This window comes from Actinokineospora xionganensis (genome assembly GCF_014323725.1).
GTDB lineage: Bacteria > Actinomycetota > Actinomycetes > Mycobacteriales > Pseudonocardiaceae > Actinokineospora > Actinokineospora xionganensis.
In genome coordinates, this window is record NZ_JABVED010000007.1 from 224,066 (window position 1) to 236,842 (window position 12,777).

The 12,777-nt window shown below is 71.1% G+C and carries 11 protein-coding genes; 6 read left to right on the plus strand and 5 right to left on the minus strand.

Annotated elements, in window-relative coordinates:
• Positions 1–15: 15 nt before the first annotated feature.
• Both GPZ80_RS14615 and GPZ80_RS14620 read right to left on the minus strand, forming a co-directional pair.
• Positions 16–1,146 carry a glycosyltransferase family 4 protein gene (locus tag GPZ80_RS14615; protein WP_187221006.1) on the minus strand — a complete coding sequence of 377 codons (1,131 nt, stop codon included), beginning with the start codon at positions 1,144–1,146 and terminating at the stop codon, positions 16–18.
• 61 nt (positions 1,147–1,207) lie between these two features.
• Entirely contained in the window at positions 1,208–2,299 is a 1,092-nt protein-coding gene (locus GPZ80_RS14620) for a glycosyltransferase family 4 protein (RefSeq protein WP_187220889.1), read from the minus strand.
• Positions 2,300–2,344: 45 nt separating this feature from the next.
• Between GPZ80_RS14620 and GPZ80_RS14625 the strand changes: the two genes are divergently transcribed.
• The 3 genes from GPZ80_RS14625 to GPZ80_RS14635 are packed head-to-tail and all read left to right on the plus strand — an operon-like array spanning position 2,345 to position 6,909.
• Complete coding sequence (locus tag GPZ80_RS14625) at positions 2,345–3,256, plus strand: glycosyltransferase family 2 protein (RefSeq protein WP_187220890.1); 912 nt, start codon at positions 2,345–2,347, stop codon at positions 3,254–3,256.
• 52 nt (positions 3,257–3,308) lie between these two features.
• A complete protein-coding gene (locus GPZ80_RS14630; RefSeq protein WP_187220891.1) occupies positions 3,309–5,840 on the plus strand; it encodes a glycosyltransferase in 2,532 nt (843 codons plus the stop codon).
• On the plus strand, positions 5,833–6,909 hold the full coding sequence (locus GPZ80_RS14635; protein WP_187220892.1) for a glycosyltransferase family 4 protein: 1,077 nt from the start codon (positions 5,833–5,835) through the stop codon (positions 6,907–6,909). The genes GPZ80_RS14630 and GPZ80_RS14635 overlap by 8 nt, the downstream gene beginning before the upstream one ends.
• On the opposite strand, the gene GPZ80_RS14640 is transcribed toward GPZ80_RS14635, so the two are convergent.
• Positions 6,906–7,304: a nuclear transport factor 2 family protein gene (locus GPZ80_RS14640; protein WP_187220893.1), complete on the minus strand. Its 399-nt coding sequence runs from the start codon at positions 7,302–7,304 to the stop codon at positions 6,906–6,908. The two genes, GPZ80_RS14635 and GPZ80_RS14640, sit on opposite strands and share 4 nt — an antisense overlap.
• 98 nt (positions 7,305–7,402) lie before the next feature.
• Between GPZ80_RS14640 and GPZ80_RS14645 the strand changes: the two genes are divergently transcribed.
• Entirely contained in the window at positions 7,403–7,852 is a 450-nt protein-coding gene (locus tag GPZ80_RS14645; RefSeq protein ID WP_187220894.1) for a MarR family winged helix-turn-helix transcriptional regulator, read from the plus strand.
• Here the strand turns inward: GPZ80_RS14645 and rfbD are convergent.
• Together rfbD and rfbB are read right to left on the minus strand one after the other, a co-directional pair.
• The gene (rfbD, locus tag GPZ80_RS14650) at positions 7,842–8,747 is read right to left on the minus strand and encodes a dTDP-4-dehydrorhamnose reductase (protein WP_187220895.1); all 906 of its coding nucleotides are present in this window, start codon (positions 8,745–8,747) and stop codon (positions 7,842–7,844) included. The genes GPZ80_RS14645 and rfbD overlap by 11 nt on opposite strands.
• 2 nt (positions 8,748–8,749) lie before the next feature.
• Positions 8,750–9,727: a dTDP-glucose 4,6-dehydratase gene (gene rfbB / locus GPZ80_RS14655; RefSeq protein ID WP_187221007.1), complete on the minus strand. Its 978-nt coding sequence runs from the start codon at positions 9,725–9,727 to the stop codon at positions 8,750–8,752.
• A gap of 160 nt (positions 9,728–9,887) precedes the next feature.
• On the opposite strand from rfbB, the gene GPZ80_RS14660 reads away from it, so the two are divergent.
• Positions 9,888–11,513, plus strand: a complete 1,626-nt coding sequence (locus GPZ80_RS14660) for an LCP family protein (RefSeq protein ID WP_222719285.1) — start codon at positions 9,888–9,890, stop codon at positions 11,511–11,513.
• Between the two features lie 67 nt (positions 11,514–11,580).
• On the plus strand, positions 11,581–12,768 hold the full coding sequence (locus GPZ80_RS14665) for an LCP family protein (protein WP_187220897.1): 1,188 nt from the start codon (positions 11,581–11,583) through the stop codon (positions 12,766–12,768).
• Positions 12,769–12,777: the final 9 nt, after the last annotated feature.

Consider the following 12,777-nt stretch of genomic DNA (forward strand, 5'->3'; position numbering starts at 1 on the left):
CAACCCGGCCGCGGCTCATCGACCCCTGCGGTGGAGCTGGTGGGCCCGGCCGTATACCTCGCGGTGTCGTTCGGCGCTCAGGCCCCAGGAGAACTCCTTGGCCCGGCGCTGCGCCGCCACGGAGAGCGCCGCGCGGCGGCCCGGGTCGTCGAGGAGGTCGCTGATGGTGGCGGCGATGTCGCCCGCGCCGACACCGCAGTAGGCGACCGCGTCGCCGCCGACCTCCGGCAACGAGAGCCGCCGGGTCGTCAGGACGCACGCGCCCGCGGCCATCGCCTCCAGCACGGGCAGGCCGAAACCCTCGCCCAGGCTCGGATACGCGACCAGCGCGGCGCCGCCGAGGAACCCGGACAGGTGCTCGAACGGCAGGTAGCCCGCGCGGATGACTCGCAGCCGGTGCGGCGCGGCGTCGAGGGCGCGTTCGATCTGGTGGTCCCAGCCGGGCTGCCCGGCCAGCACCAGGGCGGGTGGGTCGACCCGGCCGGCGCAGGCGGCGGCGAAGCCGCGGATGAGCGCGGGCACGTTCTTGCGCGGTTCCAGCGCCCCCAGGAACGCCACGTAGGGTTGCTCGCCCAGGCCGATGGCGGCCCGGGCGGCGGCGACCTCGGCAGGCGAGGGCGGGTGGAAGCGGTCGGTGTCCACGCCGTGCTGGATCACGTCGAGTGCGCGCGGGTCGGCGCGCACGACCCTGGTCAGCTCGGCCGCGGTGGCCTCGCTCGGCACGACGCAGCGCGACGCGCGCACGAGCGCGGTCTTGGTCCAGGCGCGGAAGAACCGGGCCTTGATCGAGTGGTGCAGGCCCGCGTCGGTGAAGAACGTCGCGTCGTGCAGCGTCACCACCGACGCCACCGGGTTGGCCAGCGGGATCGTGTAGTGCGGCGAGTGCAGGACGTCGACGCCGAGTCTTCGGACCAGCCGCGGCAGCGTGGTCTGCTCCCAGGCCAGCCGGGCCGTGCGGGTGGTGACCGACTCGGAGGTCGGCACGATCCGCGCGCTGGGCGCGAGCTCGCCGTAGAGCCTGCTGTCGCGGGGCTGGCAGACGACGCTGAGGTCGGCGCCGTCGGCGGCCAGCGCCGCGACCAGCGAGTCGACATAGCGGCCCACCCCACCGCGGTCCGCGGGCACCGCGGTCGCGTCGATAAGCACGGTGGGGTCGGACACGGCGATCAGCGTACGACGTGCGATTGCCGGAGATTTACCGAATGGATTAACTCGCGCCACCGCCCAGACCCACGTGCAGCCGCCACAGCGCCTCGGCCGCTCCGTCCCAGGTGAATCCCGCCGCCCGCGCGCGGCCACGCTCGACCATCGACGCGGCCAGGTCCGGGGAGTCCAGCACCGTCCGCAGGGCGTCGGCGAGCGCACCCGGGTCGTCACGTTTCACCTGCGTTCCCGCACCACCGGCGACTTCGACCAGGGCTGGCGCGTCCGAGTGCACAACAGGCACACCCGCCGCCATGGCCTCCAGCACGGGGAGCCCGAAGCCCTCGGCCCGGCTCGGCGCGGCCAGCACCGTCGCGCCGTGCAGGGCGGCGGCGAGTTCCTCGTCACTGAGCCTGCCGAGCACCCGCACCCGATCGGGGGGCAGTCCGTGTCGCGCGGCGAGGGCGCGCGGGTCCACCCCGCCCCAGCCCGCGGGACCGGCCACGACCAGCGGCACACCGGGGACGGCCGCCATGGCCTCGATGAGCACGTCGAGTCCCTTGCGCGGCTCGACGGTGCCCACAGCGAGCACGTACGCGCCGGGGAGATCGAGGTCCACCGCCGAAGGGGCGCTGAGCACCGAGGACACCCCGTGGCCGACGACGTGGACCGGCGCGGGTCCGGGGGCATGCCGGGCAAGGTCGTCCGCGACGGCCCGGGTCGGGACCACGATCGCGTCGGCCGTGCGGGTGGCGCGCCGGATCACCTTGCGGTGCCAGGCCGCGCCCCGGCTGGTCAGCGTCTCCGGGTGGGTGAACGGCACGGTGTCGTGCACGGTCACGACCAGCCGCCTGCCACGCCGGGCGGGTGGGGCGAGCGGGGTCGGCGCGTGCACGGTCTCGCCGCCGGGCCACAGCGGCAGCCCGTGCTCCCAGGCGAGAGTCAGCGCGCGCCGGGGCAGCGCGAGGGCGGTCGGCCCGGCCACACCGCCGACCACGGCCGGGGCGAGGTCGCCGTGGCGGGCGGTGACGCCGCGGACGGACCAGCCCGCGGGCGCCGTGCGGGCCAGCGCGGCGGCCAGTTCCCGGGTGTAGCGGCCGGTGCCGCCCGGGACCGGCGCCAGCAGTTGCTCGGTGAGGACGACCAGCTCAGGCACGCGGTCAGAATCGCACGCACCGCCGCGACCGGTAGCGTCGCGGCCGTGAACGTCCGCACGACGGTCGTCGTGGTCACCTGGCGTGGCCGCGCCCACCTCGCCGCCTGCCTCGACGCACTGGCCGCGCAGACCCGGCCGCACCGGACGCTGGTGGTCGACAACGCCTCCGACGACGGCACCGCCGAGGTGATCGCCCGCCATCCGAGCGACCCGGAGGTCCGCAGGCTGCCGGTCAACGTGGGCTACGCGGGCGCGCTGGCCGGGGTCGAACCCGAGACCGAGTTCGTGGCGTGGCTCAACGACGACGCCGTCCCCCGTCCCGACTGGCTGGCCCGCATGGAGAACGCCCTCGACGCCGACCCGGGCGCCGCCGCGGCGAGCGCGCGGCTGATCAGCCCCACCGGCGAAGTCCAGTCGGTCGGCGTCCGGCTGACCGCCGACGGGCACGGCGCGGACGCCGTCACCGGCCCGGTCTTCGGTTTCTGCGGCGGCGCCGCGCTGCTGCGCGCGGACGCGCTGGCCGCCGTGGGCGGGGTCCCCGCCGACTTCTTCTGCTACTACGAGGACACCGACACGTCGTGGCGGCTGCGGCTGGCGGGCTGGTCGATCGTGCCGGTCGAGGCCGACGTCACCCATCTGCACGGGGCGAGCACCGCACCCGGCTCGGACCGGTTCCACCTGTGGAACGAGCGCAACCGCCTGCTGACCCTGCTTCGCTGTGCCCCGCTGGGCGTCGCGCTCACCCAGTTGGCCCGGTTCGCCGCGCTCACCGCGGTGCTCCCGACCAGGCGAAACGTGGGTCCGGAGGCCAACTTCCGGGTGGGTCTGCGACTGCGGGTGCTGGGCCAGGTGGCCGCTCGGCTGCCGAGGACGGTGATCGCCCGCAACAAGATCGACACCGACCGCGCCACCCGATCGCGGGTCTGGCGACACCAGTTCGCCAGTCGGGCGACATGACGGCCCTCCGATAAGGCACCCTGTCCCCAGGAGCAACCCGGGAGGAGACAGCGTGGCTGAGGGGGCCTTGCCCATACTGTCGGTCGTACTCGTCAATTACCGAGGAGTCGACGACACCCTGACCTGCCTGCGGTCGCTGAAGTCGGACCTCGACTACCCGGCCGACCGCCTGCAGATCATCTGCGTGGACAACGCCTCGGGGGACGGCAGCGCGGAGAAGATCCGGGCGGTCGACGGCGTCGAGTTGGTCGAGTCCCCGGACAACCTCGGCTTCGCGGGCGGCTGCAACCTCGGCGTCGAACACGCCAAAGGCTCCGTGCTGGCCTTCCTGAACAACGACGCCCGGCCCGACCCGCAGTGGGCGCGCGCGGCCGTGCGGGTGCTCACCGAGCAGCCCGACGTCGCCGCCGTGGCCAGCAAGGTCCTCGACTGGGACGGCGCGAACATCGACTTCGTCGACGCGGGTCTCACCTGGTTCGGCATGGGCTACAAGCGCCACGCGGGCACCCCGGACGACGGCAGCCACGACGACCCGCGCGACGTCCTGTTCGCCACGGGCTCGGCGATGTTCGTCCGCGCGGGCGTGTACCGCGAGCTGGGCGGGTTCGACGAGAGCTTCTTCATGTTCTACGAGGACGTCGACCTCGGCTGGCGGCTGAACCTGCGCGGCTGGCGGGTGCGCTACGAGCCCAAGTCGCTGGCCTACCACCGCCACCACGCCTCCATGTCCGAAGTGGACACCAAGGACCAGTCCCGCGAGCTGTACCTGCTGGAGCGCAACGCGTTGGCGGCGCTCTACAAGAACCTCTCCGACGCCACGCTGGCCAAGGCGCTGCCCGGCGCGCTGGCCTTGGCGGTGCGCCGGGCGACCGCGCGCGGCGAGATCGACCCGACTCAGCTCGAGATCACCCGCCGCGGCCGAGGTGACGGCTCGGAGACCGTCCCGATCGCCCGCACGGCGCTCGCGGGAATGCTGGCGATCGACCAGTTCGTCGAGATGCTGCCCGCGCTGGCGGCGTCCCGCGCGGTCGAGCAGGCCGCCCGGGTGCGTTCGGACGCCGACCTGGTTCCCTTGATGCGCAAGGCGATGGAGCCCGCCTACCCGCTGCCGCGCTACCTCGCCGCGCACGAGGCGATCGTCGAGGCGTTCGGGCTGGAGCAGGCGTTCGGTGCGCGCAGGCGGGTCCTGGTGATCACCGGCGACGCGGTGTCAGAGCGGATGGCCGGTCCGGCGATCCGCGCGTGGAACATGGCCGACGTCCTGTCGGCCGAGCACGAGGTCCGGCTGGTCACGGTCAACCCGGTGTGCGCCCCGCCGCCCGCGGCTTTCCCTGTGGCGCAGTCGAAGCGGCGCGACTTGGAGTCGCACGTGACCTGGGCGGACGTGGTGATCCTGCAGGGTCACGCGATGGAACTGGTGCCGTCGCTGAAGAAGGCCGACTCCAGCAAGATCGTCATCTGCGACGTCTACGACCCGATGCACCTGGAGTTGCTGGAGCAGGGCAAGGACGAGGGCAACAACACAGACGAACAACGTCAGCTGGATCTCGTCGGTGCCACGAAAGTGATGAACAACCAGCTCGACCGCGGCGACTTCTTCATCTGCGCCTCCGAGCGGCAGCGACACTTCTGGCTGGGCCACCTGCTCTCCCTGGGCAGGCTCACCCCGGCGCTCTACGACAACGACCCGACGCTGCGCTCCCTGCTCGACGTCGTCCCGTTCGGGCTGTCCGGCAAGCCGCCACAGCAGAGCAAGTCGCCGATGAAGGGCGCGGTCCCGGGCATCGCCGAGGGCGACAAGGTCGTGCTCTGGGCGGGCGGAGTCTACAGCTGGTTCGATCCGCTGACCCTGGTCAGCGCCATCGGCGTGCTCGCCCGGCGACGCCCGGACGTGCGGCTGATGTTCCTGGGCATGAAGCATCCCAATCCCGAGGTGCCGGAGATGGACATCGGCGCCCGGGTGCGCGCGCTGTCCGGGCAGCTCGACCTGACCGGCAGGCACGTCTTCTTCAACGAGACCTGGGTGCCCTACGAGCAGCGGCAGGACTGGCTGCTCGACGCCGACTGCGGTGTCACCACGCACTACGAGCACGTCGAGACCACGTTCGCCTTCCGCACCCGGGTGCTCGACTACCTGTGGGCGGGCCTGCCGATCGTCACCACCGACGGCGACTCGTTCGCCGACCTGGTGCGGCAGGAGAAGCTGGGCGTGGTGGTGCCCGCCGAGGACACCGACGCACTGGCCGACGCCCTGGAGCGGGTGCTCTACGACGCCGAGTTCGCCGCCGCCTGCCAGGAACGCATCGCCGCCGTGCGCGAGCGGTTCACCTGGGAGAACGTGCTGGCCCCACTGACCGCCTTCTGCCGCGACCCGCGCCCGGCGACCGACCGCCTGCCGGGCTCGGAACCCCTGGTGCGCAAACCCGCCCTGGGCGCCGCGGGCACGGTTCGCCGGGACCTGGCGCTGGTCCGCGAGTACCTCGACGGCGGCGGCGCGACCGAGTTGGCCCGCCGCGCCGCGGGCCGGGTCCGCCGGGTCGCCCGTCAGCGGATGGCCGGACGCGGGGGGCGCGGAGATGGCTGACAGACCGATTCGGGTCCTCATCGACGGCACGCCGCTGTTGGGCTCGCGCACCGGCATCGGCCGCTACACCGCCGCACTGGCCGAGGAACTGGCGTCCTCACCGGATGTGGACATGCGCGCGGTGGCGTTCACCCTGCGCGGCTGGCGCAAGCTTCGCCACGTCCTGCCCCACGGCTCACAGGCACGCGGGATGCCCGTGCCCGCCCGACTGCTGCGCAAGGCCTGGCTGCGCGGCTCGTTCCCCCCGGTCGAGCTGTTCGCCGGGCTGACCGATGTCGTGCACGGCACCAACTTCGTGCTCCCGGCGGCGTTCCGGGCGGCGGGCGTGCTGACCATCCACGACCTCGCATTCCTGGACTACCCCGGCGACCTACCACCCAGCGACGCCGAACTCCCGGAACTGGTCCAGCTTTCGGCACGGCGGGCACACGTCATCTGCACCCCGACCAGGGCCGTCGCCGAACGGGTAGTAGAGCGCCTGGGTGTCTCGGACTCGAAGGTGCGGGTCACCCCCCTGGGCGTCGACCCCCAGTGGTTCGCCGCCCGCCCACCGAACGAGTCCCTGGTGGAGCGAGTCGGACTCCCGTCGGAATACCTACTGTTCGTCGGCGCGGCCGGCCCACGCAAGGCGTTGAGCTGGCTGCTTGACGCCCATGCGGCCACACCTTCACTGCCACCGCTGGTACTGGCCGGGCCTGGTCACACCGTTGGGTCGGAGCGCGTCATCTCGACCGGATATCTTTCCGAAGTGGATCTTCGGGGTGTGGTGGCAGGAGCCAGCGCGCTGGTGCTGCCTTCGCGTGATGAGGGTTTCGGGTTGCCGGTACTGGAGGCGATGGCCTGCGACGTACCGGTGGTGTGCTCCGACGTCCCGGCGTTGCGCGAGGTTTCAGGCGGCCACGCCACCCTGGTTCCGTTTGGAGACAAGGAAGCGATGGCCGTCGCCCTCACCGCCGCACTCGAGAATCCGCCCTCACCCGCGGTCATGTCCGCGCGACGGACCCACGCGGCCGCACACACATGGCGACGCTGCGCCGAGTTGACGATCGCGGCCTACCAGTCCACTTAGGACTCGGTGCGCCAGATCCGGTCGACAGCGATGCTCGCGAGCCGCCAGTCTCCGTCGCGACGAGCGGTGAAGCGGTAGATCCCACCCATTTCCAGCACGACCCGAGCGGCCGAGTCGACGAAGGTCCCAAGCAGATTGGCCCGCACAGCGGCGCGGTCTCCGTCGAGGTCGACCACCACATTTGTGATCAAGTGCTGGATGCGGTGGTACTCGCCATGATTCCTGGTCGCCTGTGCGATCACCGCGTCCCGACCCCGCGCCAGACCACCTGGCGTCGCCGCGGTGACGTCGTCCGCGAACAGTTCCTTCAGGTCGTCGAAACGGTGGTCGTCCAGGCACGCGCCGAGACGCGAGACAAGGTCGGTGATGGCCGCGCGATCCTCGATGACGCTCACGAAGCTCTCCTTCTGACATTTCGTTGGAATCACCAACGTTGGCATTGCCAACGTTAGCGAGTGGCCGCGGCCACCGTCAAGCGTTTACGGTGTTCGGCATGGACACTCGCTCGGCACCGGGCAGGCTGCGTTCGCTGACGAGCTGGCTGATCAACCAGAACGCCATCACCGCACGCAACCTCGTCGCCGCCCATCTGGCGGGCGCCGCGACCCGCCGCTACCACTACTCGATGCTGGCCGCGCTCGACGAGTTCGGGCCCGCGAGCCAGGCGGACCTGGGCAGGCGGTGCGGGCTGGACCGCAGCGACGTCACGGCCTGCGTCACCGACCTCGCGGAGCGGGAGTGGATCGAACGCGCGCCGGATCCGGTGGACAAGCGGCGCAACATCGTGCGGCTGACCAAAGCGGGTCTCAAGCAGCTGCGCGCACTCGACCGGGTGGTCGCGGACGCGCAGGACGAGCTACTGGAGCCGCTGTCGGCCGCCGAACGAGCGCAGCTCAACGAGTTGCTGACCCGTGTCGCCGACCACCACACGGCTACTGCTTGAACGCCGCCGCGTTCTCCTTGAACGCCCGCGCCAGGGACTCGCGCCACTGCGGCATCGGGGTGAGTCCCGCCTCGGCCCACGACGTGGGCGACAGCACCGAGTACGCGGGGCGCTTGGCGGGCGTCGGGTACTGCGCGGTCGTGATCGGCTGGACCCGAGACGGGTCGGCGCCCAACTCTTCGAAGACGGCGCGGGCAAAGCCGCACCAGGTCACCTCGCCCGCTCCCGTGCAGTGCGACACTCGACCCGTGGGAGCGTTTCCGGCGGCGATCTTGCCCGCCAGCTCGACAAGTCCGCGCGCCAGATCGCCGGTCCACGTCGGCGAACCCACCTGATCGTCCACAACGGACAGAGTGTCGCGCTGACCCTCCAGTCGGACCATGGTCTTCACGAAGTTGTTGCCGTGCGCCCCATACACCCACGACGTGCGGACCACCCAGGCCCGCGCGCCCGAGGCGAGGACCGCGTTCTCCCCGGCGAGCTTGGTGATTCCGTACACCGACTGCGGCCGGGTCGGACTGTCCACTTCATACGGCTCGGTCCCGTCCCCGGGGAACACATAGTCCGTGGACACGTGGATCAGCGGTACCCCGCGAGACGTGCAGGCGGCGGCGAGGACCCGCGGACCGTCGGCGTTGACCGCGACCGCTCGCGCGTGGTCGTTCTCAGCTTGGTCGACCGCCGTGTACGCGGCGGCGTTGATCACGACCGGCTTGCGCCCCTCGGCGCGGGCCCGGTCGGCCAGTTCCGCCACCGCCCGGATGACCGCGCCGGTGCTGGTGACGTCGAGCGTCGCCGAGCCGGGGGCGCTCACGGCCACGGAGTCGCTTGCCAGCGCGGCGATCTCGGCGCCGAGCTGCCCGGTCCCGCCGGGTACGAGGAGTTCCAGAGCCACGCTCAGCCTCCGGCCTTCAGCGGTTCCCACCAGCCGCGGTTCTCCGAATACCACCGCACGGTCGCGGCCAGACCCTCGGCGAACGGAACCCGCGGCTGGTAGCCGAGTTCCTCGGAGATCTTGGTGATGTCGACCGAGTAGCGCCGGTCGTGGGCCAAGCGGTCGATCACCGGCTGCACGAACGAGTCATCCGCGCCGGTCGCCTCCAGCAGCAGAGCGGTCAGCTCACGGTTGGTCAGCTCGGTGCCGCCGCCGATGTTGTAGATCTCGCCCGCGCGGCCGCCGTCGGCGACGAGCTGGATGCCGTGGCAGTGGTCGTCGACGTGCAGCCAGTCGCGCACGTTGAGTCCGTCGCCGTAGAGCGGGATCTTCTTGCCGTCCAACAAGTTCGTGGTGAACAGCGGGATGACCTTCTCCGGGTACTGGTACGGCCCGTAGTTGTTGGAGCACCGGGTGACGCACACCGGGAGCCCATGGGTGCGGAAGTAGGAGCGGGCCAGCAGGTCCGAGGACGCCTTCGACGCCGAGTACGGCGAATTCGGCTCCAGCGGGTGGGTCTCGGGCCAGGATCCCTCGTCGATCGATCCGTACACCTCGTCGGTGGACACATGGATGAACCGGCCGACCTCCGCCTCCAGCGCCGCCTGCAGCAGCGTCTGGGTGCCCAGGACGTTGGTGCGGACGAACTCCGCGGACCCGGCGATCGAGCGGTCGACATGGGACTCGGCGGCGAAGTGGACGACCAGGTCGACCCCGGCCATCGTCTCGGCGACCAGTTCGCCGTCGCAGATGTCGCCCCGCACGAAGCGCAGCCGGTCACTGTCGGCGACGGGTGCGAGGTTCTCGCGGTTGCCGGCGTAGGTCAGCTTGTCGAGGACCACGACCTCGGCGTCGACCAGCGTCGGGTAGACACCTGACAGGGCTTGCCGCACGTAATGCGACCCGATGAATCCGGCACCACCCGTGACCAGCACCCGCATGTCGCTTTCCACCGATCCTCTCGCTGTACAGGCCCCGAGTCTGTCATGCCAAACGGCATGAGCGCCCACTCATGCGGGTAATCGACGTGAGGGCCAAGAGCCATCCGGGTGGCCTCTGGGTAATCTGAGGATGGACGGGATGGTTTGGGGAGGGCGGCTCGTGACCGAGCGTGCGCAAGGGGGCGTGGAGACCGCGGCGGCGCCCGTCGCGGAGTCCGCCGACGCCCAGGCTTCTCCCGGTCCCTGGTTATGGTTCGGCACGATCCTCGGCCGGACCCTCGCGCTGCTGACCTCGATGGTCGTGCTGGCCGCGATGGGGTACGGCTGGTGGACCTTCGGCGACGTCGACGACCACACCGTCACCACCGACGTCATCGCCGAGAAGGTGGGCAACCAGCCGACACCGCTCGACGGCGCCATCGACATGCTCCTGGTCGGTATGGACAGTCGCACCGACGCCTTCGGCAACCCGCTGCCGAAGGAAGTCCTGCAGCTGCTCAACGGCGGCAAGGTCGACGGTGAGCGCAACACCGACACGATGATCCTGGTGCACATCCCGGTCGACGGCAGGCGCGCGATCGCGTTCTCCTTCCCGCGTGACTCCTGGGTCGACGTCGGCGAGGGATTCGGCAAGCACAAGCTCAACTCCGCGTTCGTCTACGCCTACACCGACGCGCGCAAGACGCTCAGCGAGCAGGGTGTCACCGACCCGAGGGAACTCGAGACCAAGGCGACCGTCATCGGCCGCAAGAACCTCATCTCCACGATCGAGCGACTGGTCGGCAACGCGGTCACCATCGACCGGTACGCCGAGGTCAACCTGGCGAGCTTCTACGAGGTCACCAAGGCCATCGGCGGCGTCGAGGTGTGCCTGAACAACGCCGTCAGCGAGCCGAAGTCGGGGGCGAACTTCGCCGCGGGCCGCCAGGTCATCTCCGGCAAGGAGGCGCTGTCGTTCGTGCGGCAGCGCTACGAGCTGCCCAACGGCGACCTCGACCGGATCGTGCGCCAGCAGGTCTTCCTGGCCGCGCTGGCCGACAAGGTGCTGTCGGCGGACATGCTCACCAATCCGTCGCGGGCGCGCGACCTCATCGGCGCTGTCCAGCGCTCGGTGGTGCTGTCGAAGAACTGGAACCTGTCCCAGTTCGCCTCGCAGATGCAGGGCCTCAGCGGCGGGAACATCGAGTTCCACACCATCCCGAACGACGGCCCGGCCAAGATCGGCGGCGCCGACGTCATCAAGGTCGACCCGGCGAAGGTGCACGAGTTCGTCGAGCAGCGGACCGGCGGCCCGACCCGGCCGACCTCGGGCAGGCCGACGGCGACCACCACCCCGTCGAGCAGCGACCCGTTCCCGGAGACCACGTCGGCGACGCCGTCGTCGACCAACGGCGTCATCGTCGACGTGCGCAACGGGTCGAAGACCAAGGGCCTGGCGGGCGTCGTGCTCGACGAGCTGAGCGGGCGCGGCTTCACTCGTGGCCAGGTGGGCGACAGCCCGGAGCAGATCGGCTCCGTCATCCGCTACGCGGCGGGCGAACTCGCCACGGCCAAGAGCATCGCGGCGGTGTTGGCGGGCCCGTTCGTGTTCGAGGAGGACCGGACGCTGAGCGCGCAGCGGGTGCGGATCGTGCTCGGCACCAGCTACCAGGCAGGCGACTCGCTGCGGCACGCGCCGATGCTGCGGCTGCAGCCCACGCCGACCGGATCGTCGAGCCCGTCCACCACCTCGTCGGTCAACCCGCCACCGAAAATCGAGGCGGGCGGCCTCAACTGCGTGAATTAGGGGTCATCACGCTGCGTGTCCAACTAGGCTGCGACCAGGCGTGGACACGGTCGATTGGGGACACAAAGTGACGGAGCGGACGCGGCGACGCCCGTGGCTGGTGCTCGGCCGGGTCTTGCTGGCGCTGGTGTCGACCGCGGCGCTGGTGGGCACCGGATTCGTGTGGTCGCGGGTCGACGCGCTGCAGGAGAGCGTCAACACGACCGACGCGATCGCCGCAGCGGCGGCCGGGCCGGACGCCCCCTCGGCTGACGACGGCGCGAACGACATCCTGGTCGTCGGCAACGACACCCGGACCGACCTCAAGGGCAGGCCCCTGTCCGCGCGGGTGCTGCGCGAGTTGCGCACCGAGGCGACCGACACCATCAACACCGACACCCTGATCCTGCTGCGCCTGCCCCGCAACGGCGGCAAGAGCTTCGCCATCTCCATTCCGCGCGACACCTACGTGAAGGTCCCGGACTACCGCGAGGAGAAGATCAACGGCGCGTACGGGGTCATCAAGGCCCGGCACGCGCGGCGGATGGTCGACGGCGGCGAGCGCGACCGGGAGAAGATCGAACGCGAGTCGGACAACGCGGGCCGCACCGCCCTGGTGCAGACCGTGCAGGGCCTCACCGGGGTGCGCGTCGACCACTACGTCGAAGTCACCCTCTACGGGTTCTACCTGCTCACCGAGGCCATCGACGGCGTCGACGTGTGCCTGAACCACTCGACCAGCGACCCGGACTCCGGCGCGAACTTCCGCAAGGGCCCGCAGACCGTGCGCGGCGGTGACGCGGTGGCGTTCGTCCGCCAGCGCAAGGGCCTGCCGCGCGGCGACCTCGACCGGATCGTGCGCCAGCAGACGTTCCTGGCCTCGGCGATGAACAAGGTGCTCAGCGGCGGGACGCTCGGCGACCCGGGCAAGCTCACCGCGCTGGAGGGCGCGGTGGCGAAGACCGTGGTCATGGACCCGGGGCTGCACTTCCTCGACCTGGTGAACCAGGCGCAGGCGCTGGCGTCGGGCGCGGTGGAGTTCGTGACGATCCCGGTGACCGGCGTGGGCGCGCGCAACGACCGGGGGCAGAGCATCATCACCGTCGACCTCGCCGCGGTGCACGCCTACATCAGCGGCCTCGCCACGGCCAACCCGCCGCCCGCCCCCGCGCAGCCGTCGACCGTCGGTGAGAACCTTGGTGGGGGCCGCCTGCTCGACTTCGGCGCACCCGCACCGCGGCGCACCGCGCTCGTGGCGCCGAACTGCATCGACTGACCGGAGACG